Here is a 21,895-nt window from a genome sequence, read left to right as displayed (position 1 = left end):
TTCCTCCGTACCTTAAGCGTTAGCAAGGACAGGTTTAATTTTTTGACCCTTAGCGCGAGCATCCAATACATCAACAATCGCATCCACAATCGAGTGATAACCAGTGCAACGGCAGTAGTTGCCTGAGATCCATTCGCGCACTTCTTCACGCGTTGCTTTCGGCTGCTTCTCAATTAACTCTGCTGCAGCCAACAACATGCCAGAGGAACAGAAGCCACACTGCATTGCGTTATGGCGCATAAAAGATTCTTGCAGGTCGGTCAAAACACCGTTTTTGGTGAGACCCTCGACCGTTTCAACCACACTACCATCGGCTTGAACCGCCAAAAAGAGACAGCCTCGAATAATTTGCCCATTGACCTTTACAGTGCAAGCCCCGCATGCGCCCTGCTCGCAACCTAAATGAGGGCCCTTGAGGTGGAGATCTTCACGCAAAAAATCTACCAGATGCCTACGCGGTTCAATCTCTGCATTTACAAGTTGACCATTCACGGTCATTGAAATTTTCTTCTTCAAACTCATTCTGATCTCCGAATTCTTTTATTGATCGAGCTTAAGCAATCATCTGCTTGAGACCGCGCTCAAGTAGCACACCAATTAAATGTTGCTTAGCTTCAGCGCTATTAGTAATGTCAGCAATGGCTTCAATTTCATTACGAGCTTCTGCTACCGCTTTAGCAATGACTTCATCAGTTAGCTTTTGACCGTCCACCAATTCTTGAGCTTTTATTGCCATCACTGGTGTAGCACCAACAGAAAAGAATGTGAATGCACAGTGAGTTAAAACATCACCCTGCTTTTGTGCAACTGCTGCTAGTCCTGCAACCGCATAATCCCCATGACGTCTGGCAAGCTCATGGAAATAGAAAACCTCTTGCTTATAAGCAAGAGGAATTTCAGTAGCAACCAAAATTTCATCAGACTCTAAAGAAGTTGTATATAGGTCAATAAAGAAATCTTGTGCTGAAATCCGGCGCTCGCCTGCAGGGCCATGAATAATCATCGTCGCCCGCAAAGTCAAGCTGCAAGCCGGCCATTCAGCCGCTGGGTCCCCGTAGGCTAAGGAGCCGCCCCAAGTACCTAGATTACGAATAGCGCGATGCGCAATGTGCGGAGCTGCAGCTTTTAAAAGCGGGGCATGCTTTGCAACTAACTCTGAATCTTCAATTTCGGTATGCGTTACTAACGCACCGATTCGCAGGCTGTCACCAACAATAGAGATACCTTTTAGCTCAGCTATATCAGTGATGTCAATTAATACGCTAGGCTCAGACAAGCGCATATTTAATGTAGCTAATAGAGTTTGTCCGCCTGCAATTAAGCGGGCATCATCACCACCCTGCTCAAGCAAAGACAAGGCCTCTTGTAATGCCTTGGGCTTTACATAATCAAATGCTGCAGATTTCATTACGTCTCCTCCACCATCAATGTATTTAGCTTTGATAGCTATTTATTTTTTATGCTGCTTTTTACTGCAACTGCTTTTTATAGTTTTATTTTTGAGTCTTATTTTTTGAGCCTCATCACTGCTCTTTTATTTACTACCAGCGTCTGACTCCAACGCTGCTGTCTCCCCGCCTAATTCTTTTGCAAACTTCTGAAAAAAGTCGTCTGCAATCTTTTTAGCCGATGCGCTAATCAAGCGGCCGCCAATTTGACCTAATTTGCCGCCAATGGAGGCTTCGGTTGTATATGAAACCAAGGTACCGCCATCAGCCTGCTTTAGCTCCACCCGTGACTTGCCTTTGGCAAACCCTGCTGCCCCACCTGACCCCTCAAAGGCCATAGAACAGGACTGGTCGGGAATGATGTCGCTGAGGAACAATTTCCCCGCAAAACGGGCTCTAACGGGCCCAATCTTAAACATGACCTTGGCATGAATCTCCTCCGGGGAGATGCGACTGATCTCCTCACAGCCCGGAATGGACTTGGCTAACACGTCAATATCGTTCAAACCCTTCCACACTTCAGGGATTGGAGCCGATATGAGTTGCTCGCCATTTAATTCCATTTGATCTCCTTGGGGTTTGTACGAATAGAGTCTTATCTACCAATTGTTCAACAATGCACCATTATTTAACTTTTGGTCAATAAGTCCAAATTCGGATAAACCCTGAGAACCCATGCGTTTTACTGAAGATAACGTTACCAGCCCAAATACTGCTGAAATTTCAGAAGACTCAATGGCGCCCACTAGAAAAAGAATGGGGACCGCCGAGCGGAAACGGCAAATATTGGATAGTGCTATTCAGTTTTTTGCCAGAAATGGCATCGATGGCCAGTTAAGGAATTTGTCCAAAGAATTGGGCATCACCCATACACTGCTCTATCACTACTTCCCAACTAAAGATGCGCTGATTCAAGAGGTTTACAAAGAAGTCTTTGAGTCCAGATGGAAGCCGGAGTGGGAGGAGTTACTAGATGATGAGTCCCTCACTCCCGAGGAAAAATTTAATGCTTTTTACTTAGATTATTCGAACACAGTCCTGACTTATGACTTTGTGCGCATCTTGATTTTCTCCGGCTTAAGTGATCATTCCATCAGTGATCGCTTCTTTGAGCTACTACGCACTCGCTTACTACCTAGACTCATTCGTGAAACACGCAAGTATTGCGGTATATCAGATACATCAAAACCTACGCAGCGTGAACTCGAATTTCTCATGGGCCTGCATGGTGGCGTCTTCTATATCGGCATGAGACGCTGGATCTATGGACAGGCTATCTATGCCGCTGAGAGCCCCAATACAGAACAAGAAATCATTCGCGACCGTGTCCAGTCTTACCTTCATTCCGCTAAATCGCTATTCGCTTAATCCAAAAGGTCACCATGTCTAACTTAAGCCTTAATCACTTTTCTATTCGCAGTCTCGAGATCGATAAAACTACTGAGTTCTATAGCAAGCTACTTGGCCTAACAGTCGGCCCAAGGCCAGAGTTTCCGTTTCCAGGGGTCTGGCTTTACAACGGTGATGAGAGCAGCTGGGCAAATGCAGTCTTGCACCTCATTGCTATTGATAAGAATGATCCAAACGGACTAAAAAAATATTTGGGTGAGCGTGATCCTAGCTCCCTTAATGGATCTGGCGCGGTCGATCACATTGCCTTTTTTGCAAATGGCTTAGAAGAGAAAATTAACTTGTTAAAAGAATTAGAGATTTCTTATCGCGAGCGAACCGTACCAGTAATAGGACTCCATCAAATATTTTTAGATGATCCTAATGGCATTGTCATTGAATTGAACTATCCAGCATCAGAAAAGACTGCCCTAGATGCTAAAGCAGCATAGGAGTAATTGATGGCAAAAATTCTAGTTATTGGCGGCTCTCTTGGCGGCTTATTCGCGGCAAATATCTTGCTACGCCAAGGTCATGACGTTACCTTGCTAGAAAAGACAGTTGGGTCCCTAGATGGACGCGGCGCCGGCATTGTGACTCATGATGCCCTGGCCCAAGCGCTTAGAGCCGCAGGAGTCACAGTCGATGAAACGCTGGGCGTCCCCGTTACTAAGCGCATTACTTTAGGCGCCGATGGCCAAAGTCTGGGTGAAATGGAATTACCTCAAGTACTGACCTCCTGGAGTCGCCTCTATCAGATGCTCAAAGAAAGCTTTCCGATTGAACGCTATCTTCAAGGTAAGACAGTGAAGTCAGTTACACAAGATGCGAACGCTGTGCAGGTGATGTGCGAGGATGGCAGTCAATATGATGCCGAGCTACTGATTGCATCTGATGGCATTCGTTCGGCAGTTCGAGCGCAAGTTGCGCCACAGATTCAGCCTGAATACGCTGGCTATATAGCCTGGCGCGGCGTATGTGATGAAGCCTGCTTATCAAACCACACGCTCGATACCCTATTTAATCGCTTTGGCTTTTGCTTGCCTAATGGTGAGCAAATGCTGGGTTACCCAGTGGCAGGCTCTGGCAACGATACGCGCTCAGGCAAGCGTCGTTATAACTTTGTTTGGTATCGCCCAGCATCAGAGCATGAAGAGTTAGTTAGCCTCTTGACCGATGACAACGGACATTACTATCAAACTGGCATTCCACCGCTGAAAGTCTCTTGGAAGCATATTGCCCATATGCGCACAGTAGCGCGAGAAATTCTGGCACCTCAATATGCTGAGATTCTTGAAAAAACAGCGGCACCATTCTTGCAAGCAATTTATGACGTTCGCTCTGAGCAAACTGTCTTTGGCAGAATCGCTTTAATGGGTGATGCAGCATTTGTTGGCAGGCCACACGTCGGGATGGGCGTTACAAAAGCTGCTGATGAGGCAATAGTGATTGCAAAGCATATTGCTGTACTTGGCGCCTCCCCTGCAGCACTCAGCGCCTATGGAGATGAACGACTCCAATTGGGCCAGCAGGTAGTAGCTAGAGCCCAATATTTAGGACGTTATATGCAAGCACAGGGTAGCAAGGGTAATAGGGATAACGAGAAGCTCAAAAGAAATGCCGATACTGTCATGGCGGAAACTGCGATTGATATCAGCGAACTATTAGCTCAAGGAAAAGCAGTGCCTGAATCTGCGCATTAAAAGGTGCATTCAGTTAAGATTTAAAAAAACAAAAAAGTATTCTTATTTAACTAAGTTTTATATGGAGGAGACAACCATGAAACAAAAAGTAACGAATCAAACAAGACGACAGATGTTGATTGGTGGAGCTGCAGCTGCAAGCACACCACTTTGGCTTAATGTCGCAAACGCTCAAGCCGACACTATTAAGATCGGCTTTCCAACTCCGTTGACAGGCCCCTTCTCTGCTGAGGCACAGGATCAAGTAAAGGCTGCCGAATTAGCTATCAAAGAATTTAACGATGCAGGTGGCTTCAATGGACGCAAAGCAGAACTTTTAGTACGCGATGACAAGCTAAACCCAGGAGAAGCAGCAACGCGCACCTTAGAATTAATTGAAAAAGATAAAGTCAACTTTGTAGTTGGCTCTCTGTCTGCAGCGACACAGCTCTCAATCAACGCCGTATGTAAAGAGCGTAAGGTCCTGTTTAACTCTATCAGTCAATCTGATGCCATTAACGAAGCAAAAGACTGGAGCGTTTATACATTCCACGAAGCGCTTAACCCAACCATGACTGCCGGTGCTGTAGCGCGCTACTCTATTCCTCGCTTTGGCAAAAAAATTGTCTTCCTCACAGCTGACTATGCTTACGGCCACGAAATGGTTCGCGCTTTTGAGCGTGCAGGTAAAGAAATGGGTGCTACTACCTTGGCTGACATCCGTCACCCATTAGGCGCATCTGATTACTCTGCATTCTTGCCACGCATCAAAGCTTTGAATCCAGATATTTTGGTGCTCTGTAACTTTGGTCGCGACTTGGTCAATGCAGCAAAACAATGTACTGACTTTGGCCTTAAATCCAGCATGAAGATTGTTACACCGGTACTTCTCTATACCTCACGTCTTGCTGGTGGACCAGAAGCCTTTGAGGGCATTATTGGCGGCACATCTTATTACTGGGGTCTAGAAGATCGGATCCCAACTGCAAAAACATTTAACGATGCTTTCCGCAAAATGTATAACGGCTCCGTACCGTCTGACTACGGCGCACTAGGCTATGCTGGTGTGAAGAGCGTCTTGGCTGGGGTGAAGATTGCAAAATCTACTGATACCCTAAAAGTGGTTACCGCAATGGAGAATATGAAGTACGACTGGTACAAGGGACCCGAGTACTATCGTAAGTGCGACCATCAGGCCGTGCAAACCGTCATCATCGTAGAGTCCAAATCTAAGAATATGAAAGACAAGTATGACGTCTTCAATATTTTGACGATTGAACCTACTACTGAGAAAAACATGCGCTCTTGCGCAGAGCTAGGCCACAAAGCCTAATCCAAAAATTTCAGGGTGGATATCTCATTCATCCTGATCCACTCCCCAACACCATTTGGTTGAGGGGAGTTTTTTCTGAGTACATTTATGACCGGTCTTTCTTTTGAACTTCTTTGCATGCAATTGCTTACAGGCATCGCCTTGGGCAGTATTTATGCACTTCTAGCCCTTGGCTTATGTCTTATTTTTGGCATGCTCAATGTGGTGAACTTCGCACATGGCGCCTTCTTTATGGTGGGTGCATTTTTAGGTGTGTACTTTTTGGGCGTCACTGGAAGCTTTTGGTTTAGCTTGGTACTAACTCCATTACTAACTGGCGGCATAGGTCTTGTAACCGAACGATTCTTGGTGAGACCTCTTTATGGGCGAGGCCTAGATTACCCCTTACTACTGACCTTTGGCCTCTCTTATGTTTTGATCGAAGTCATGCGCGTTACGTTTGGCATTGAAGGTCTCCCTTCGGTTACCCCTGAAGGTCTTGGCGGAACGATGAACGTAGGTATTGGTTATTTCCCTAAATATCGCCTCTTCTTAATTGCTGCTACCGCTGTCATTATTTTGGGTGTCTGGTTCTTCATTCAAAAGACGCGCTACGGTCTCATTATTAAAGCGGGCGCTGCTGATCAAGAGATCGTAAAAGTGCTTGGTGTTGATATTGCTAAAGTTTGGCTCCTAGTCTTTGGATTGGGTTGCGCTATTGCAGGCTTGTCTGGAATCCTGGCCTCCCCAACACGCTCAGTAAACCCAGAAATGGGGATCCCCATTTTGGCGGAGTCTTTTGTGGTGACTGTAGTTGGTGGCATGGGCTCACCAGTAGGCGCTGTTGTTGCTGGTTTATTGGTCGGCATTGTGTACAGCATGACCTCCCTCTTCTTCCCTGACTTAGCGGAACTCTCCATTTTTGTTTTGATGGCAGTAGTACTGTTAATTCGCCCACAAGGTTTATTTGGTAAAGCAGGAGCGATGGGCTAAGGCTCCGTATATTTATGAATTCATTTTTCCAACTTATTGCACGTCATCGCGTATTAGCTAGTACGCTCTTCCTGGCAATTTTCCCATTCATCATGCCGTATGAAGCCTTAGCGATCAATATTTTGATTTTTGGTTTATTCGCTATGGGCTTTAACTTACTGTTTGGCTACATGGGACTACTTTCCTTTGGGCATGCGGCATTCCTAGGCATCGGTAGCTACCTCACCGGCATTGGCATTGTTCATTATGGGATGCCATGGGGAGTTGCGATCCTGGTTGGCATCATAGGCGCAGCTATAGGTGGCCTCATTATGGGTTACCTCGCCATTCGTACTCGCGGTATCTACTTCTCCATGGTGACCCTAGCGCTTGGTCAAATTGTGTACTACCTCTTCTATAAGGCAGAGAGCCTTACAGGCGGTGAGAATGGTTTGCGCGGAGTACGTGTTGATGAATTCAACGTCCTGGGCATTCCAGTGGATTTCTTAAATCCGCTAGTGAAGTACTACATCATTCTTTTCTTCGTGGTAATCGCGATCTGGTTGATCTCACGCATTCTGAACTCACCATTAGGCGCTGTCATGGAAGCGATTCGTGAGAACGAAAAACGTGCTGCAGCGTGTGGATTTGACGTTGCGCGAACCAAATTACTGGTCTTCGTATTGTCAGCAGCAATTTGCGGGTTAGCAGGCTCATTGCGCGCCCTACACCTCTCTATTGTTCCGATTGATTCCCTGCACTATTTGCAGTCCGGCCAGGCAGTCATGATGAGCATTCTGGGTGGCATGGGTACATTCTTTGGTCCATTCATTGGAGCTGCAGTCATGCTCTACCTGGAGGATGTTGTCACCACCTTCACTAAACACTGGATGGCCGTTGTTGGCTTAGTCTTTATGTTCTTTGTGCTGTTCTTCCCTAAAGGTATTTGGGGCACCATTCTGAGCAAGCTACAAATTAATCAGGATTCGAAATAATGAATAGCGCCACTATCACCCCTATTCTTGAAGCACGTCATGTCAGCAAGAGCTTTGGTAAGTTCAAGGCACTGCAAGATGTATCCACCAGCTTTATGCCTGGAACACTGACTGCAATCATTGGACCGAATGGCGCAGGAAAAAGCACCTTCTTTAATGTATTGAGTGGTGCGTTTCCTCCAACAAGTGGCCAAATTCTGTTTAATGGCAAAGACATTACTGGTATGCAACAACATGAGTTTGCCCGTATTGGCATTTCCAAAAGCTTTCAGATTACAAACGTCTTTAAGCAACTGAGCGTTCATGAAAATGTCCGTGTAGCCGCGCAAATGGAAACAGCCCGCTATAACTTTTTAAGTAATGCCCAAAGTTACCCAAAGCCAATTGAAATTGCCGATGAATTACTCCGCAGAGTTAATTTAGAGCACTTACGCAATAAGAAAACTGGCGACCTGGCTCACGGCCAACAGCGCGCACTAGAAATCGCCATGGCTTTAGCCTGCAACCCCAGCCTTCTTCTGCTAGATGAGCCAACTGCCGGCATGTCTCCCGAGGAAACACTAGTCATGATGGAGTTGATTCGCACCCTCGCTAATGAGCGTACAGTGATTTTGGTTGAGCACAAGATGAAACTCATTATGGGTCTATGCAAACGCATCATTGTTCTGCATCACGGTGAGTTCTTGGCTGAAGGCACTCCAGAGGAAATCCAAAATAATGCTGAGGTACGTCGTGTGTATCTAGGTCAAGGTTAAATAGAAAGCAAATTATGTTGCGCGTAGAAAATTTAAACGCTTGGTATGACCGCAGTCATGTGCTGCAAGGTGTTTCACTTGAGGTGAATAAAGGTGAGATTGTGACCTTAATGGGTCGCAATGGGGCAGGCAAGACGACCACTCTGCGCTCACTTATGGGCCTACTATCCAAGCGTCAAGGCAAAGCATCCATTGATGGCACCTCATTTTTAGATTTACCTGCTCATGAACGCTTTCACTTAGGTCTCGCTTATGTTCCAGAGGATCGCCGTATTGTTCCAGGACTGACTGTCAAAGAAAACTTAGAGCTTGGGGTAATCGCCAAGAAGAATTCAGGTGATATGGGAGCCCTAGTAGATGAAATCGCTGAAACTTTCCCTAGACTCAAAGAACGCTTGCATCAAGACGGCACTTCAATGTCGGGTGGCGAGCAACAAATGCTCGCGATTGCCAGGGCCATGATCGGGAAACCTAAAGTCATTTTGCTCGACGAACCCTCAGAGGGCATCATGCCGGTTTTGGTTGAAGAAATGTTTGAGTTATTTGCTAAATTAAAACAGCAAGGCTTAACTATTCTGCTGGTAGAGCAAAACGTGCAGCAAGCTCTCAAAATTTCTGACCGTGCTTATATCTTGGATCAGGGTGAAATTGTGTTTCATGACACTGCACAGAATCTTTTAAACAACGACGAGATTCAGCAGAAGTATTGCGCGGTTTAAATAAGATGCAACCAATGCCCAAGCTGATGCCAAAAGCTATCGGGAACTAATGTGAGAAGCCAGGTAAGCGCAACGAAACGAAATAGCTTACCAATGAACATATAAATAAGGCATGGTTGCCAAGGTAGCTTTAACCACCCTGCCGCCAGGCACAAAGGGTCACCCAATCCAGGTAGCCAAGATAGCAGCAGTAGCTTTGGCCCCCACCCCCGAAGCCAGCGTTTAAGGCGACTGTTACTTGGCTCATCCATTGCCTTAAAACTATTACGCGCAATTACACCGAGCCACCAATCGACCATTCCACCCAATGTATTCCCAACAGTGGCAACCATAATGGCAACCCAAAATAGGTCTGGATTCAAAGTGATGTAGCCAAACAGAATAGGCTCGGAACCAGCCGGTATTAAGGTGGCAGAAATAAATGAACTAATAAATACTGCCGGCAAACCAACGGAAGGCATTTCGAACCAAGCAAAAAAATGATCGAACATATGCTCCATTACGCAATAACCCTTAGGGTGCTGTCATAGAGGGGAGTTGCTATAGGTCTCATAAAGCCTATTTTGCCTTGTTTTAGGCGATCCCCATGAATTTCAAATCTTGCTTAAACTAATGCCTGAAACGGTAATTACTCCATAAAACTATAAATTGAGACTTTCATGAACCACCCCATTCCTAAGCCAGACCAGTACCAAGAAATGCGTGAGGCATTACGTGACCTTTGTGGGTCTTTTGATTCTGCCTATTGGCAAAAGATTGATCACGAGCGCGGCTATCCAGAAGCTTTTGTGGATGCCATGACTAAAGCTGGGTGGTTGGCCGCTTTAATTCCAGAAGAATACGGCGGCTCTGGTTTGGGCCTAGCTGAGGCCTCCGTGATCATGGAGGAAATCAACTTTTCAGGCGGTAACTCTGGTTCATGCCATGGGCAAATGTACAACATGGGTACTTTATTGCGTCATGGCTCAGAAGCACAGAAAAAAATGTACCTTCCGAAAATTGCATCAGGTGAGTTGCGCCTCCAAAGCATGGCAGTTACTGAACCTACTACCGGAACTGATACCACCAAATTAAAAACTACCGCAGTGAAAAAGGGTGATAAGTATGTAGTGAATGGTCAAAAGGTATGGATCTCCAGAATTCAACACTCTGACCTCATGATCCTGCTGGCCCGCACCACTCCACTGAGCGAAGTGCAGCGCAAGTCAGAAGGTATGTCGATCTTTATCGTGAACCTCGCTGATGCTATTGGTAAAGGTATGGAAGTAAGACCGATCGCCAATATGGTCAACCATGAAACCAATGAAGTGTTCTTTGATAATCTTGAGATTCCTGCGGAGAACCTCATTGGCACCGAAGGGCAGGGCTTTAAATACATTCTGGATGGCCTCAATGCTGAGCGCGTATTAATCGCGGCCGAATGTATTGGTGATGCCTATTGGTTTATTGATCGCGCTCGTCGCTATGCCAATGACCGTGTAGTGTTTGATCGCCCTATTGGCAAAAATCAAGGTATTCAATTTCCGATTGCAGATAGCCATATCGAAACTGAAGCTGCTAATCTGATGCGCTTTAAGGCTTGTGAGTTATTTGACAATCATCAGCCCTGTGGGCCTGAGGCCAATATGGCTAAATACTTAGCCGCTAAAGCATCCTGGGAAGCGGCCAATGTCTGTTTACAAACCCACGGTGGATTTGGCTTTGCTAATGAATATGATGTGGAACGTAAGTTTAGAGAAACGCGTCTCTATCAAGTCGCGCCAATTTCAACGAATTTAATTTACTCCTATATTGCCGAGCATGTTCTTGGTCTACCAAGATCTTTCTAAGGAAGCGCTATGAGTATTCGCCCACTAGATGGCATTACCGTTGTTTCTTTAGAGCACGCAATTGCAGCACCTTTCTGTACGCGCCAATTAGCAGACTTGGGTGCGAGAGTAATTAAGGTGGAGCGCCCTGGTGGGGGTGACTTTGCTAGAGGGTATGACACGCAGGTGGATGGGCTCTGCTCTCACTTCGTTTGGGTAAATCGTTCTAAGGAAAGCTTGACCTTGGACCTCAAGCAGCCAGCAGCTATTGCAACACTCAAGACCTTATTAAAGACTGCTGATGTCTTAGTGCAAAACCTCGCGCCAGGTGCTGCTGCACGTATGGGACTCACTGCGGAGTCCTTACAAAAAGAGAATCCAAGACTCATTCTGTGTGACATCTCAGGCTACGGCAATAACGGCCCCTATCGAGATAAAAAAGCCTACGATTTACTCATTCAGAGTGAAGCGGGATTCTTATCGGTTACCGGAACCCCTGAAATACCTAGTAAGGCCGGTAACTCTATTGCGGATATTGCGGCAGGTATGTATGCCTACACCAATATCTTGGCAGCACTTTTACAAAGAGGAAAAACGGGCAAAGGCTCAGTGATTGATATCTCCATGCTGGAATCTCTTGGCGAATGGATGAGTTTTCCAATGTACTACGCCTATAAGGGTGCAGAACCACCGCCAAGAAATGGCGCATCTCATGCAACCATTTATCCCTACGGCCCATTTAAGGCTGGAGACGGCAAAACCGTCATGCTGGGACTTCAAAATGAACGTGAATGGGTGCAATTTTGCGAGACTGTACTAGAGAATTCAGCGCTAGCAAAGGACGAGCGGTTTGATCGTAACTTTAAGCGCAATGAAAAACGGATTGAACTTTTAGAAATGATTGATGCGTGCTTTAGCAAGCTTACCTCCGAACAACTGATCGCCAGACTTGAGAAGGCGCAAATTGCAAATGCCCATCTCAATGATATGGAAGGTCTCTGGAAACATGAGCAGCTTAAAGCGCGGAATCGCTGGACAGAAGTCGATACGCCCAATGGCGCTATTGCAGCCCTATTACCACCAGGCCTCAATGACAGTTATGACTATCGCATGGACCCCATTCCTGCTGTTGGAGAGCACACAGACTCCATCCTGAAAGAAATCGGAATGGCGGAGTCTGACATTGCAGATATGCGGGCCAGCGGAGCGATTTAAAGCAGTGGCGAAGTGAGATGTGCTGCGTTCTCAAGATAGCGATGCCATGCCGGTCTTTTTGCCCAAGCTTTAGGATCAACATCATCCGACTGCTCTAAGTAGGACTGAATTAACTTGTCGAGATTAGCGCAGAAGTCGTTGTCATAAACAATTAAGCTAATCTCAAAGTTTAAGCGCAGGCTACGTTGATCAAAATTGACTGAGCCAAAGATTGCAATGCGCTTATCAATCAACAGACTCTTGGTATGTAATAGGCCACCTTTAAATTGAGCGATTTTGACCCCAGAAGTCATTAAATCCTGATAGAAGCTTTTGCTGCTCCACGCCACTAAGGTTGAGTCATTCAGTTTTGGCACAATTAAAGTGACATTGACACCACGTCTTGCGGAAGCCATGAGCGCTTGAAGCAAGCCATCATCCGGACCAAAGTAAGGCGTCGTGATAGTCAAATCTTCACGCGCATCAACAATGGCTGAGAGCATCATTTGATACAAAATATCATCACGGTATACCGGCCCTGAAGCGAACTCCTGCGCAATAACTCCGCCCTCTCTTGGCACAGGCGGAGGGGAGCGGTCATTGAAGTGAGTGACCTTGGGATTATCAACACTCCAGTCAAAGGAGAAAGTTAATTCAAACTGCGCTGCAACAGGTCCTTCTACACGGACCATAGCATCAACCCATTCACCCACTCCGGAATCTTGTTTAAAAGTCCGAGGGTCAACCAAATTCATGCTGCCGGTCCAAACTACCGAGCCATCGACGATGAATATTTTCCGATGCAAACGCAAATCTGCACGACGGAACTGAAAGCGGCCAATCTGAATCGGCAGCGCCTCTGTCACTTCAATGCCCGCACTTCGGAAGCGAGCTGGCCATGACGACTTGAACCAATCCTTACTACCTAGAGAATCCAACAGAACACGACAAACCACGCCCCGCTTTGAAGCAGCAATGACAGCCTCCCCCACGCGATCGGCATCTCCTCCCAAAGCCCAAATATAGAACTCCATATTCAAAGTCTTTTGAGCTTGATTAATCTCATCAATAAATAACTGAAGAATGTCGAGTGATTTTGTATAGAGTTCAACTTTATTTCCATCGACCACTGGAGTGCCATTCTTTGATTCAGCCAAGATACTTAAAGCCCTAGCCTCTACAGGTAATTTTGATCTTTCACTCGCAAATTCTTTACATAACTGTTGAGTAATTTGCGCATACTCTAGATTCATGCGTTTAATTTTTCGCGTCAAACTTCGCCCTACAGGTCGCTCGCCAATCAATACATACAAAGAAATCCCCAATAGTGGAAAAGTCATCACAATAAAAATCCACGCAAATGCAACCCCTACTGGTCTTCTGACAGAAATGATTACACCAATAAAGTAGGTGACCATTAAAAAATGAATTAATAAAATCAATCTCAAATTGAATACAGATTGCGTATTAATAAACATTCCTAATAAGTCATTCATTTAAGTTCCAATTCGGCTGCAATGCCTAGATGATCTGACAGCTTTAACCATTCATGCAAAATTTCTGCTGAATGTACTTTTATTCCTCGAACATAAATGCGGTCCATAGCGAGCAATGGCTTCACACTTGGGAATGTTTTTGCAGGCGAACCGGTAAGCACCTCAAATACTTCATCAAAACCAGCAGCCTTCATGGGTGCACTCACGCGATTACGCCAATCATTAAAATCACCTGCCACAATGGTGGGGCCATTTTGAGTTAAATCCTGAATATGCCCCATGATGGCTTCTAGCTGGCGCTCTCTGCCCCGCTCAAAGAGTGCCAAGTGCACGCAAAAACAATGAATGGGTTGATCCATGCCATCCAGTTTTGTAACGCTATGTAGCAGCCCACGACTCTCAAAGCGATATGCTGATATGTCGTAGTTATTTCCTTTTTCTTGAGGATGCTTAGAGAGAATGGCATTGCCATGATGTCCATCGCGATACTCAACATTTTTTCCGTAATGCCAATCATGCCAAAAATCTTCTGAGAGAAAATGTGTCAACTCGGTTAGTGGCCATTGACTGAAACGTCGAATCCTACCTCGGTGCTCTTGCTGCAACTCTTGCAAGAAAAGTAGATCCGGATGTTGACTGCGCATTTTTTGGCGTAATTGATAAATTGTGGAATGGCGATGTAAAGGCGATAAGCCTTTATGCACATTCATGCTCAATACTGTAAAACGGGTCGTTTTATTGATACTCATTAAAACTGTCCCGCTGCGCGCTGTCGTCGAACGCGTGATAAATAGATTTCACCTTCAACCAAATCCTGACACTGCATACATTTATTGCAAATTGACGCCTGCTCCCTTAGCTCATCAATTGAGTCTATCGAGTGGGTATCTAAATACTCACGCAAATCCACGTCGAGGACCTCGTTGCAGAGGCAAACCACTTCAGCCATAAGTAAAAAATAGGGGAATCAATCTCATTACAGTCATTTTGCCACTGCCTTGATAGAATCTAGCGCATGTTGATCGCTTTTCAAGACGCCTTTTCCTTGCTCGCCCATCTAGATGGCGGGGTGTTGGGAATTGTCTTGGTTTCCCTCCAAGTCAGCTTAACTGCCCTTCTAATGGGCACACTCCTAGGTCTCCCTATCGGCGCCCTTCTGGCAACTGAACGATTTGCAGGCAAAAAGACCATTATTGTGACTCTCAATACCCTAATGGGGGTCCCCACAGTAATTGTTGGGGTTTTGGTCTATCTCATGCTGTCTCGCACAGGCCCCCTTGGCATGTGGGGCTGGTTATTTACAGTCAAAGGCATGATCGTTGCTCAAACGTTGCTCACAACCCCATTAATCGCAGCTCTGAGTCGGCAAATACTGGAAGACTCCTGGAAAATACACCGCGATTCATTCCTAAGCCTCAGACTGCCACCCTTATCGCGATTTAAGTGGTTGATATGGGATTGTCGCTTCTCCCTTACTATTGCGGTCCTTGCTGGTCTAGCAAGGGCAATATCCGAGGTTGGAGCAGTGATGATTGTTGGTGGCAATATTGATCACTCCACCAGAACAATGACGACTGCCATCGCCTTGGAGACCAGCAAGGGTGATTTGCCTTTGGCCCTCGCTCTTGGCATAGTCCTACTGACTATTGTTTTGTTAGCCAATCTATTTACTTTTGCAGTTCGCCAAATTGCGGAGCGCCGCTATGGTTAATTCAGCAGAAACTTTTGAAAAGTTCATTGAACTCAAAGACATTATTGTTAAGAGCAATGGTAGAGCTATTCTCAATATCCCGCATGCCATTATTCCGGCAGACAGAATTACTGCCTGCATTGGGCCGAATGGTGCTGGCAAAACTACCCTCCTAAAGCTTATCGATGGCCTGATCAAGCCAGATAGCGGAACAATAAGCTACTCCTTCAAAACAAAGACTGCATTAGTGTTGCATCACACCCCAATGATTAAAGCATCGGCTGCAACTAATCTAGGAATAGTGCGAGATGCAGACAACTCTATTAGTAAGGCCGATTTAGATCGAGTAATCAATCAAGTTGGTTTGAGTACGCTAGCCAATAGTCCAGCACAAAAGTTATCTGCAGGTGAAAGACAAAAGCTTTGTCTTGGCAGAGCCATTCTTCAAAGACCCAATTTGGTTTTGCTTGATGAACCTACCGCCAACCTGGACCCTAGAACTACCGAACAAGTTGAAGAGCTCATCCGTCAATTTGATCAACAAGGAGCGAATGTCATTTTTTCATCTCACCAACTTGCTCAAGTACAGAGAATTGCTGAGCACATCATTTTTATTGATCAAGGTGAGATAAAAGAAAAGGGACCCGTAGGCCCCTTCTTTGCTGATCCTCAAACACAAGCAGCAAAACGCTACTTACATCAAGAATTGCTCAGCTATTAATTACTTAGCAGCTGGTGCTGCGGGTGTTGCTGACGCTGCTGGAGCCGCTGCCGCAACCACTGGCGGTACAAATGGTGGAGGAGCTACACATGCAGCAGGTGCAGCAGTACCAGCCACTCTGAAGCGATCTGCAATACGATTTTGCGCCTGGCATAACTGATAGGCGCCAACTTTATCGCCATAAGCAGTTTTAGCTTTAGTAAGCGCAGCTGCTTCTGCCTGCTCAGGAGTCAGTGGCGGCAGCGCTGCGAATACAGAAGATGCAGCTAATGCGCAGAATGTAAAAGCAATGATTTTTTTCATGGCCTTGTCCTTATTTATTAACCTTGTTGTACCAGAGCTCATGGTGCTCTTTAGCCCAAGTAGCATCTACATAGCCAGTCTTCATGCCATCAAGAGAGCCTTGCATACCTATTGAACCGATATAAATATGTCCCATAGCCATAGTAGTCATCAAGATAGAAGCTGAGCTGTGGATGATATTTGCTACCTGCATGGTTCCGCGAATATATTGAACTTCCATAAAAGGAACAATCATATCGAGCACAAAACCAGAGGATGAAATTACTAAACCCAAGAAAGTCATACCAAACCAAAACCAAATTTTCTCACCGAAGTTAAAGAAGCCTGCAGGAGGATGCTTTCCGCCGAACATCCCACCAAATGACTTAATCCAGGTAAGGTCGCCTTGACCTGGAATATTTCTGCTTGCAAAGAGCAAGAAGAAAATAACAACACTCAATGTAAATAATGGTCCAGTGTAATTGTGAATATTTTTACAAACCATCAGGAATGAACCATAGGCAATTCCACCCATCAGCGGCATTGCAAAATACTTGCCATACAAAATTAACAAACCAGTAAATGCAAGGGCAATAAAACTAAACGCCATCACCCAATGGGTAAAGCGCTCAAAGCCATTAAACCGTTTGATTTTTTGGCCAGACATCGGCGCATGAAGCTTAATTGGACCTTTGATGATGAAAAGAGCGGCAATACCGAAAAAGCCAATAGCCAATAGCCAGCCACCATAAACAGTAATAACGCCGTTACGAATTAAACGCCATTGTTGACCAGAGCGCTGAATTAAAACGCTAGCCTCTTTATCAGGGATGCTGACAAAGTTGTATGGATCGCTATTTGCTGCTGTAAAGATAGAAGGGTTTGCTGGCTGAGATTGTGCTTGAGTGCCATTAGCCAAAGCATTTGGATTTGCCGGTACTGACGAGGGCGGAATATCTACACCACTAGCAGAAGGCAAAGGCAGCATCGGTGCGCGCTCTGCGAAACTGATTCCACTTGCCATAGTTAGCGACAAACCAGCAGCCACCACCAAAGTGCGTAGAACTTTAGAAAATGATCGTTTCATACACATGTCCTTAAACGTTTTCGTTTTATTTATAGTTATTTAGTGGATCACTTAACGCGACTGTATTCGTTTTGACCTTGATTGCGCTTGTCAACCGACTCAGTCCAGCTTGCCTGATTGCCTGGCGTCCAACCTTTTGTCACGAACCCATTATTGGCGCCCATGTAAGGAGCTACGTCTGGACGCTTAGCTACTTTAGCGGCAATTTCTGGTGGCTCTGAACAGGCAGCTAACAACGTTGCTGTTGCAAAACATAAACCGAGAGTTTTGAAATTCACTTTCATTATTGAGCTCCTGGAATTTTTGCAGCAGGTGTTGGTGTAGGCGCTGGTGCATCAGGTCCACCGTACGCAGTATTCCAACCAAAAGCCTTAGATCCTGGGTACTTGCCGTTCTTCTCACGTGTCGCAACACGATTATTAAAGATGCCAGAAATAATATCGCTATCGCCACCGATCAACGCTTTGGTTGAACACATCTCAGCACAGAGTGGTAACTTGCCTTCTGCCAAACGATTACGGCCATATTTTTCAAACTCGGCAACGCTGCCGTTTTCTTCTGGGCCGCCGCTACAGAATGTGCACTTGTCCATTTTGCTACGGGAACCAAAGGCGCCCTTGCTTAAGAACTGTGGCGCGCCAAATGGGCAGGCAAAAGAGCAGTAGCCGCAACCGATACAGATATCCTTATCGTGCAGCACAACACCCTCATCTGTACGGTAGAAACAATCTACTGGACATACCGCCATACAAGGAGCGTCACTACAGTGCATACATGCAACTGAAACTGACTTTTCTTGACCGATGATGCCATCGTTTACCGTAACAACACGGCGGCGATTAACGCCCCAAGGCACTTCATTATCATTTTTACAGGCTGTGACACAACCGTTGCATTCAATGCATCGCTCTGTGTCGCAAATAAATTTCATTCTTGCCATTGTGTTCTCCTGACTTTATTTTTTGACTTAGGCAAATTTTTCGATTTGACACATAGTGGTTTTAGTCTCCTGCATCATCGTCACTTGGTCGTAACCGTACGTTGTTGCAGTGTTGACCGCTTCACCCTGAACTACAGGAGCCGCACCCTCTGGATAGTATTTGCGAATGTCTTCGCCCTGCCACCAACCAGCAAAGTGGAATGGAACGAAAGCAGTTCCTTGATCAACACGCTCTGTAACCATTGCGCGCACTTTGATCTTGGCGCCTGTTGGCGATTTCACCCAAACATAATCCCAGTTCTTGATGCCACGATCCGCTGCAGCCTTTGGATTGATCTCCACAAAGTTTTCTTGTTGGAGTTCTGCCAGCCATGGGTTAGAACGCGTCTCATCACCACCACCCTCGTACTCAACCAAACGACCAGAGGTCAGAATGATTGGGAACTTCTCATATAACTTCTGATTCAAGTTTTGATCTTGAACAGTCTTATAGAGAGTTGGCAAGCGCCAGAAATTCTTCTTATCAGCAGAAGTTGGGTACTTGCGCATCATTGGCGCATTTGTACTGTATAGCGCTTCACGGTGAGTTGGAATCGCATCAGGGAAATTCCAAACTACTGCACGTGCTTTTGCATTACCAAATGGATGGCAACCGTTCTTCATCACCACGCGCTGTATACCGCCAGACAAGTCAGTCTTCCAGTTTTTACCTTCAGCAAGTTTTTTCTCGTCGTCGGTTAACTGATCCCACCAACCTAATTTCTTAACAAGCACGTGATCGAATTCTGGGTAGCCAGTCGTAATCGCTGAACCCTTAGAGTAGGAACCATCGGCAGCAAGTAAGCTGACGCCTTCACGCTCTACACCGAAGTTGGCACGGAAGTTACCACCACCCTCCATGACGCTCTTGCTGGTGTCATACAGATTTGGTGAGCCAGGATGCTTGATTGCTGCTGTACCGTAGCATGGCCAAGGCAATCCATAGTAGTCGCCTGTTGTGTTGTATCCAGTTACAGGATCAACGCCACCGCGTGACTTCAAAGTCTTCGGATCAAAAGTAGCAACCATTCTCATATGTGCTTTGAGACGCTCTGGAGTTTGACCCGTGTAGCCAATAGTCCAGCATGAACGATTAATCTCGCGCAAGATATCTTCAATTTGCGGCTCTTTCCATTGCTTACCAGCAAATTTAGTGCTGAGCATCTTGTAGTTCTTGGAGAGCTCTTCGCCGAAACCTAAGCGATCAGCAAAAGCTTGCATGATTACATGGTCAGGAACAGACTCAAACAATGGGTCGATAACTTTCTCACGCCACTGTAACGAACGATTTGATGCCGTTGCTGTGCCGCAGGTTTCAAACTGAGTGGCAGCTGGCAATAGATATACATTGCGATTCTTATTAACTGCTTGACCTTCTGCAGCAGGCATCGCAGCCATTGCAGCAGTAGCACTTGGGTAAGGATCAACAACAACTAAAAGATCCAATTTATCCATTGCGCGCTTCATGTCGAGGCCGCGAGTTTGGGAGTTAGGTGCATGACCCCAGAAGAACAAACCTTTAACGTTTGTTTGTTGGTCAATCATGTCGTTCTTCTCGAGAACCGCATCTACCCAACGAGAAACAGTAGTACCTGATTTCTCCATCATGTCAGGTGCATAGCGACCTTTAATCCATTCGTAGTCCACACCCCAAACGGTTGAGAAATGTTTCCATGAACCAGCAGCCAAACCATAGTAGCCAGGCAATGAATCTGGGTTAGGGCCTACGTCAGTTGCACCTTGAACGTTATCGTGTCCACGGAAAATATTTGTACCGCCGCCAGACTTACCTATGTTACCTAAGGCCAATTGCAAAATACAGGAAGCGCGCACAATGGCATTACCGATGGTGTGCTGGGTTTGACCCATACACCAAACAACTGTACTAGGGCGATTCATTGCCATCGTTTTAGCAGCTTGGTAAACCTGTGCTTCAGGAACACCACACGCCTCTTCAACTGCAGCAGGGGTCCACTTTTCCATCACTTCTTTGCGAATCTCGTCCATGCCATAGACACGGTCGTTGATGTACTTCTTATCTTCCCAGCCGTTTTTAAAGATGTGATAAAGCATGCCGAATAGGAATGGAATGTCGGTACCAGAACGAATACGAATGTACTGGTCTGACTTAGCAGCAGTACGGGTGTAGCGCGGATCAACCACGATCACTTTGCAACCATTTTCTTTCGCGTGCAAAAGCATCAACATCGAAACTGGGTGAGCCTCAGCAGCGTTTGAACCAATGTACAAAGCAGCCTTGGAATTCATCATGTCGTTATAGCTATTGGTCATCGCACCATAGCCCCAGGTGTTAGCAACACCGGCAACTGTTGTGGAGTGACAAATACGAGCCTGATGGTCTGTATTGTTTGTGCCAAAGAAAGAGACCCACTTACGGAGTAAATAGGCCTGTTCATTGTTGTGCTTGGAAGATCCGATGAAGAACATCGCATCCGGAGAATATTTCTCTCGAATGCTCTTCATCTGTGCAGTAATTTCAGTTAAGGCTTGGTCCCAAGAAATGCGCTGGTATTTTCCATCAACCAACTTCATTGGGTAACGTAAACGATAGTCGCCATGACCGTGCTCACGCAAAGCAGCGCCTTTAGCACAGTGAGCGCCCATATTAATTGGGGAATCAAACACGGGATCCTGACGAACCCAAACGCCATTTTCAACTGTAGCGTCAACCGCGCAGCCAACGGAACAGTGGGTACAGATTGATCTCTTGACTTCAATCTTGCCTTTGCCATCAAGCATTGCCTTACTTTGCTCAGCAGAAGCTTTTTGCACGAAGCTCAATTGACTAGCAGCGATACCGGCTCCAACTCCTACGCCTGAACGCTTAAGGAATGAGCGGCGATCCATCGTTGGCACGGCAGCTTTTAAGCCACGTGACAAGCTGCCAATCAGGCGTGATGTTGAACGACTGCTTTGTGGGGTATTGGATTTACGAGTCAGACTCATATGTTGTCCCTGAGAAAGTTTTTTTATTTATTGAATAACAGTTAAAGCAAATTAAAGATCGTTAATAAAGATCATTAAATCAAAGTGGTTTCGTAATACTTGCGCATGTGAGCGGTCATGGTTTGACCAACATCTTTTACCGCTTTGGTGCCAGCAATTTCTTGGATAACCGCCTTACCTACTGGGGTTTGGCTAGCAACAGCAACAGCCCCAACTGCGGCGCCTGCACCAATAAAGAACTTACGGCGCGATGGCTTATTTTCTTCGCTTGAAGCGACTTTGGATTTGGTTGTCATGGCATGCTCCTGTGTGGGTATTCTTGATCTGTGTCAAGTGTAATAGGAAATCGCATTTTTGACATATTGGTGTAACTATTAGTTATTAGGGTGATATGCATAT

General features: G+C 45.9%; 25 protein-coding genes. 12 read left to right on the top strand and 13 right to left on the bottom strand.

The annotated features are described in order from the left end of the window. Nucleotides 1-12 precede the first annotated feature (12 nt). The 3 genes from ICN48_RS01230 to ICN48_RS01220 form a co-directional block, all read right to left on the bottom strand. Complete coding sequence (locus ICN48_RS01230; protein WP_216151934.1) at nucleotides 13-522, bottom strand: (2Fe-2S)-binding protein; 510 nt, start codon at nucleotides 520-522, stop codon at nucleotides 13-15. Between the two features lie 31 nt (nucleotides 523-553). Next, nucleotides 554-1,408 (bottom strand): xanthine dehydrogenase family protein subunit M, encoded by an 855-nt coding sequence (locus ICN48_RS01225; RefSeq protein ID WP_216151933.1) that lies wholly within the window; start codon nucleotides 1,406-1,408, stop codon nucleotides 554-556. 126 nt (nucleotides 1,409-1,534) lie between these two features. Continuing rightward, nucleotides 1,535-2,011: a CoxG family protein gene (locus tag ICN48_RS01220; protein ID WP_216151932.1), complete on the bottom strand. Its 477-nt coding sequence runs from the start codon at nucleotides 2,009-2,011 to the stop codon at nucleotides 1,535-1,537. A 112-nt stretch (nucleotides 2,012-2,123) separates the two neighbouring features. Here ICN48_RS01220 and ICN48_RS01215 point away from each other — a divergent pair, with 112 nt between their 5' ends. The 8 genes from ICN48_RS01215 to ICN48_RS01180 all read left to right on the top strand — a co-directional run bounded on the left by ICN48_RS01215 (nucleotide 2,124) and on the right by ICN48_RS01180 (nucleotide 9,272). Further along, entirely contained in the window at nucleotides 2,124-2,816 is a 693-nt protein-coding gene (locus ICN48_RS01215) for a TetR/AcrR family transcriptional regulator (RefSeq protein ID WP_216151931.1), read from the top strand. A gap of 14 nt (nucleotides 2,817-2,830) precedes the next feature. Continuing rightward, the gene (locus tag ICN48_RS01210) at nucleotides 2,831-3,289 is read left to right on the top strand and encodes a VOC family protein (RefSeq protein ID WP_216151930.1); all 459 of its coding nucleotides are present in this window, start codon (nucleotides 2,831-2,833) and stop codon (nucleotides 3,287-3,289) included. Between the two features lie 9 nt (nucleotides 3,290-3,298). Further along, nucleotides 3,299-4,540 carry an FAD binding domain-containing protein gene (locus ICN48_RS01205; RefSeq protein ID WP_216151929.1) on the top strand — a complete coding sequence of 414 codons (1,242 nt, stop codon included), beginning with the start codon at nucleotides 3,299-3,301 and terminating at the stop codon, nucleotides 4,538-4,540. A 76-nt stretch (nucleotides 4,541-4,616) separates the two neighbouring features. Then, nucleotides 4,617-5,852, top strand: a complete 1,236-nt coding sequence (locus ICN48_RS01200) for an ABC transporter substrate-binding protein (protein ID WP_255539402.1) — start codon at nucleotides 4,617-4,619, stop codon at nucleotides 5,850-5,852. A gap of 117 nt (nucleotides 5,853-5,969) precedes the next feature. Next, nucleotides 5,970-6,824, top strand: coding sequence for a branched-chain amino acid ABC transporter permease (locus ICN48_RS01195; protein ID WP_255534680.1), 855 nt, complete (start codon nucleotides 5,970-5,972; stop codon nucleotides 6,822-6,824). Between the two features lie 14 nt (nucleotides 6,825-6,838). Beyond that, entirely contained in the window at nucleotides 6,839-7,798 is a 960-nt protein-coding gene (locus ICN48_RS01190; protein ID WP_216151928.1) for a branched-chain amino acid ABC transporter permease, read from the top strand. Further along, nucleotides 7,798-8,553 (top strand): ABC transporter ATP-binding protein, encoded by a 756-nt coding sequence (locus tag ICN48_RS01185; protein WP_216151927.1) that lies wholly within the window; start codon nucleotides 7,798-7,800, stop codon nucleotides 8,551-8,553. The genes ICN48_RS01190 and ICN48_RS01185 overlap by 1 nt, the downstream gene beginning before the upstream one ends. A gap of 14 nt (nucleotides 8,554-8,567) precedes the next feature. Then, complete coding sequence (locus ICN48_RS01180) at nucleotides 8,568-9,272, top strand: ABC transporter ATP-binding protein (protein WP_216151926.1); 705 nt, start codon at nucleotides 8,568-8,570, stop codon at nucleotides 9,270-9,272. Here ICN48_RS01180 and ICN48_RS01175 read toward each other — a convergent pair. Next, nucleotides 9,269-9,772 carry a YqaA family protein gene (locus ICN48_RS01175; protein WP_216151925.1) on the bottom strand — a complete coding sequence of 168 codons (504 nt, stop codon included), beginning with the start codon at nucleotides 9,770-9,772 and terminating at the stop codon, nucleotides 9,269-9,271. The genes ICN48_RS01180 and ICN48_RS01175 overlap by 4 nt on opposite strands. 159 nt (nucleotides 9,773-9,931) lie before the next feature. On the opposite strand from ICN48_RS01175, the gene ICN48_RS01170 reads away from it, so the two are divergent. Both ICN48_RS01170 and ICN48_RS01165 read left to right on the top strand, forming a co-directional pair. After that, the gene (locus ICN48_RS01170; RefSeq protein ID WP_216151924.1) at nucleotides 9,932-11,101 is read left to right on the top strand and encodes an acyl-CoA dehydrogenase family protein; all 1,170 of its coding nucleotides are present in this window, start codon (nucleotides 9,932-9,934) and stop codon (nucleotides 11,099-11,101) included. Nucleotides 11,102-11,110: 9 nt separating this feature from the next. Further along, on the top strand, nucleotides 11,111-12,295 hold the full coding sequence (locus ICN48_RS01165; protein WP_216151923.1) for a CaiB/BaiF CoA-transferase family protein: 1,185 nt from the start codon (nucleotides 11,111-11,113) through the stop codon (nucleotides 12,293-12,295). Here the strand turns inward: ICN48_RS01165 and cls are convergent. The 3 genes from cls to ICN48_RS01150 are packed head-to-tail and all read right to left on the bottom strand — an operon-like array spanning nucleotide 12,292 to nucleotide 14,719. Continuing rightward, nucleotides 12,292-13,770 (bottom strand): cardiolipin synthase, encoded by a 1,479-nt coding sequence (gene cls, locus ICN48_RS01160; RefSeq protein ID WP_216151922.1) that lies wholly within the window; start codon nucleotides 13,768-13,770, stop codon nucleotides 12,292-12,294. The two genes, ICN48_RS01165 and cls, sit on opposite strands and share 4 nt — an antisense overlap. Then, entirely contained in the window at nucleotides 13,767-14,519 is a 753-nt protein-coding gene (locus tag ICN48_RS01155; protein ID WP_216151921.1) for an endonuclease/exonuclease/phosphatase family protein, read from the bottom strand. The genes cls and ICN48_RS01155 overlap by 4 nt, the downstream gene beginning before the upstream one ends. Further along, the gene (locus ICN48_RS01150; RefSeq protein ID WP_216151920.1) at nucleotides 14,519-14,719 is read right to left on the bottom strand and encodes a hypothetical protein; all 201 of its coding nucleotides are present in this window, start codon (nucleotides 14,717-14,719) and stop codon (nucleotides 14,519-14,521) included. Before ICN48_RS01150 ends, ICN48_RS01155 begins: the two co-directional genes overlap by 1 nt. Nucleotides 14,720-14,785: 66 nt before the next feature. Here ICN48_RS01150 and ICN48_RS01145 point away from each other — a divergent pair, with 66 nt between their 5' ends. Both ICN48_RS01145 and ICN48_RS01140 read left to right on the top strand, forming a co-directional pair. Continuing rightward, a complete protein-coding gene (locus ICN48_RS01145) occupies nucleotides 14,786-15,481 on the top strand; it encodes an ABC transporter permease (protein ID WP_216151919.1) in 696 nt (231 codons plus the stop codon). After that, nucleotides 15,474-16,181: an ATP-binding cassette domain-containing protein gene (locus tag ICN48_RS01140; protein ID WP_216151918.1), complete on the top strand. Its 708-nt coding sequence runs from the start codon at nucleotides 15,474-15,476 to the stop codon at nucleotides 16,179-16,181. Before ICN48_RS01145 ends, ICN48_RS01140 begins: the two co-directional genes overlap by 8 nt. On the opposite strand, the gene ICN48_RS01135 is transcribed toward ICN48_RS01140, so the two are convergent. The 6 genes from ICN48_RS01135 to ICN48_RS01110 all read right to left on the bottom strand — a co-directional run bounded on the left by ICN48_RS01135 (nucleotide 16,182) and on the right by ICN48_RS01110 (nucleotide 21,792). Further along, nucleotides 16,182-16,484, bottom strand: coding sequence for a hypothetical protein (locus ICN48_RS01135; RefSeq protein WP_216151917.1), 303 nt, complete (start codon nucleotides 16,482-16,484; stop codon nucleotides 16,182-16,184). Between the two features lie 10 nt (nucleotides 16,485-16,494). Then, nucleotides 16,495-17,550 carry a formate dehydrogenase subunit gamma gene (locus ICN48_RS01130; protein ID WP_216151916.1) on the bottom strand — a complete coding sequence of 352 codons (1,056 nt, stop codon included), beginning with the start codon at nucleotides 17,548-17,550 and terminating at the stop codon, nucleotides 16,495-16,497. 47 nt (nucleotides 17,551-17,597) lie between these two features. Beyond that, nucleotides 17,598-17,834, bottom strand: a complete 237-nt coding sequence (locus tag ICN48_RS01125) for a hypothetical protein (protein WP_216151915.1) — start codon at nucleotides 17,832-17,834, stop codon at nucleotides 17,598-17,600. Beyond that, the gene (gene fdh3B / locus ICN48_RS01120) at nucleotides 17,834-18,490 is read right to left on the bottom strand and encodes a formate dehydrogenase FDH3 subunit beta (protein WP_216151914.1); all 657 of its coding nucleotides are present in this window, start codon (nucleotides 18,488-18,490) and stop codon (nucleotides 17,834-17,836) included. The genes ICN48_RS01125 and fdh3B overlap by 1 nt, the downstream gene beginning before the upstream one ends. Before the next feature lie 27 nt (nucleotides 18,491-18,517). Then, the gene (locus ICN48_RS01115; RefSeq protein ID WP_216151913.1) at nucleotides 18,518-21,496 is read right to left on the bottom strand and encodes a formate dehydrogenase subunit alpha; all 2,979 of its coding nucleotides are present in this window, start codon (nucleotides 21,494-21,496) and stop codon (nucleotides 18,518-18,520) included. A gap of 74 nt (nucleotides 21,497-21,570) precedes the next feature. After that, entirely contained in the window at nucleotides 21,571-21,792 is a 222-nt protein-coding gene (locus ICN48_RS01110) for a formate dehydrogenase (protein ID WP_216151912.1), read from the bottom strand. Between the last annotated feature and the right edge of the window lie 103 nt (nucleotides 21,793-21,895).

The organism is Polynucleobacter sp. JS-Safj-400b-B2 (assembly GCF_018881975.1).
Classification (GTDB): Bacteria; Pseudomonadota; Gammaproteobacteria; order Burkholderiales; family Burkholderiaceae; genus Polynucleobacter.
The sequence above is the reverse complement of the archived record's forward strand: the minus strand, read 5'-3'. Positions and strand labels throughout refer to the sequence as shown.

What these genes read in the sequence shown, in the direction of transcription:
- ICN48_RS01215 (WP_216151931.1), top strand. Translation starts at nt 2,124, where the DNA reads ATGCGTTTTACTGAAGATAACGTTACCAGCCCAAATACTGCTGAAATT.
- ICN48_RS01200 (WP_255539402.1), top strand. Translation starts at nt 4,617, where the DNA reads ATGAAACAAAAAGTAACGAATCAAACAAGACGACAGATGTTGATTGGT.
- ICN48_RS01220 (WP_216151932.1), bottom strand. Translation starts at nt 2,011, where the DNA reads ATGGAATTAAATGGCGAGCAACTCATATCGGCTCCAATCCCTGAAGTG.
- ICN48_RS01140 (WP_216151918.1), top strand. Translation starts at nt 15,474, where the DNA reads ATGGTTAATTCAGCAGAAACTTTTGAAAAGTTCATTGAACTCAAAGAC.
- ICN48_RS01130 (WP_216151916.1), bottom strand. Translation starts at nt 17,550, where the DNA reads ATGAAACGATCATTTTCTAAAGTTCTACGCACTTTGGTGGTGGCTGCT.
- ICN48_RS01180 (WP_216151926.1), top strand. Translation starts at nt 8,568, where the DNA reads ATGTTGCGCGTAGAAAATTTAAACGCTTGGTATGACCGCAGTCATGTG.
- ICN48_RS01175 (WP_216151925.1), bottom strand. Translation starts at nt 9,772, where the DNA reads ATGGAGCATATGTTCGATCATTTTTTTGCTTGGTTCGAAATGCCTTCC.
- ICN48_RS01125 (WP_216151915.1), bottom strand. Translation starts at nt 17,834, where the DNA reads ATGAAAGTGAATTTCAAAACTCTCGGTTTATGTTTTGCAACAGCAACG.
- ICN48_RS01195 (WP_255534680.1), top strand. Translation starts at nt 5,970, where the DNA reads ATGCAATTGCTTACAGGCATCGCCTTGGGCAGTATTTATGCACTTCTA.
- ICN48_RS01115 (WP_216151913.1), bottom strand. Translation starts at nt 21,496, where the DNA reads ATGAGTCTGACTCGTAAATCCAATACCCCACAAAGCAGTCGTTCAACA.
- ICN48_RS01145 (WP_216151919.1), top strand. Translation starts at nt 14,786, where the DNA reads ATGTTGATCGCTTTTCAAGACGCCTTTTCCTTGCTCGCCCATCTAGAT.
- ICN48_RS01165 (WP_216151923.1), top strand. Translation starts at nt 11,111, where the DNA reads ATGAGTATTCGCCCACTAGATGGCATTACCGTTGTTTCTTTAGAGCAC.
- ICN48_RS01190 (WP_216151928.1), top strand. Translation starts at nt 6,839, where the DNA reads ATGAATTCATTTTTCCAACTTATTGCACGTCATCGCGTATTAGCTAGT.
- ICN48_RS01210 (WP_216151930.1), top strand. Translation starts at nt 2,831, where the DNA reads ATGTCTAACTTAAGCCTTAATCACTTTTCTATTCGCAGTCTCGAGATC.
- ICN48_RS01205 (WP_216151929.1), top strand. Translation starts at nt 3,299, where the DNA reads ATGGCAAAAATTCTAGTTATTGGCGGCTCTCTTGGCGGCTTATTCGCG.
- fdh3B (WP_216151914.1), bottom strand. Translation starts at nt 18,490, where the DNA reads ATGGCAAGAATGAAATTTATTTGCGACACAGAGCGATGCATTGAATGC.
- ICN48_RS01150 (WP_216151920.1), bottom strand. Translation starts at nt 14,719, where the DNA reads ATGGCTGAAGTGGTTTGCCTCTGCAACGAGGTCCTCGACGTGGATTTG.
- ICN48_RS01110 (WP_216151912.1), bottom strand. Translation starts at nt 21,792, where the DNA reads ATGACAACCAAATCCAAAGTCGCTTCAAGCGAAGAAAATAAGCCATCG.
- ICN48_RS01230 (WP_216151934.1), bottom strand. Translation starts at nt 522, where the DNA reads ATGAGTTTGAAGAAGAAAATTTCAATGACCGTGAATGGTCAACTTGTA.
- ICN48_RS01225 (WP_216151933.1), bottom strand. Translation starts at nt 1,408, where the DNA reads ATGAAATCTGCAGCATTTGATTATGTAAAGCCCAAGGCATTACAAGAG.
- ICN48_RS01155 (WP_216151921.1), bottom strand. Translation starts at nt 14,519, where the DNA reads ATGAGTATCAATAAAACGACCCGTTTTACAGTATTGAGCATGAATGTG.
- ICN48_RS01170 (WP_216151924.1), top strand. Translation starts at nt 9,932, where the DNA reads ATGAACCACCCCATTCCTAAGCCAGACCAGTACCAAGAAATGCGTGAG.
- ICN48_RS01135 (WP_216151917.1), bottom strand. Translation starts at nt 16,484, where the DNA reads ATGAAAAAAATCATTGCTTTTACATTCTGCGCATTAGCTGCATCTTCT.
- cls (WP_216151922.1), bottom strand. Translation starts at nt 13,770, where the DNA reads ATGAATGACTTATTAGGAATGTTTATTAATACGCAATCTGTATTCAAT.
- ICN48_RS01185 (WP_216151927.1), top strand. Translation starts at nt 7,798, where the DNA reads ATGAATAGCGCCACTATCACCCCTATTCTTGAAGCACGTCATGTCAGC.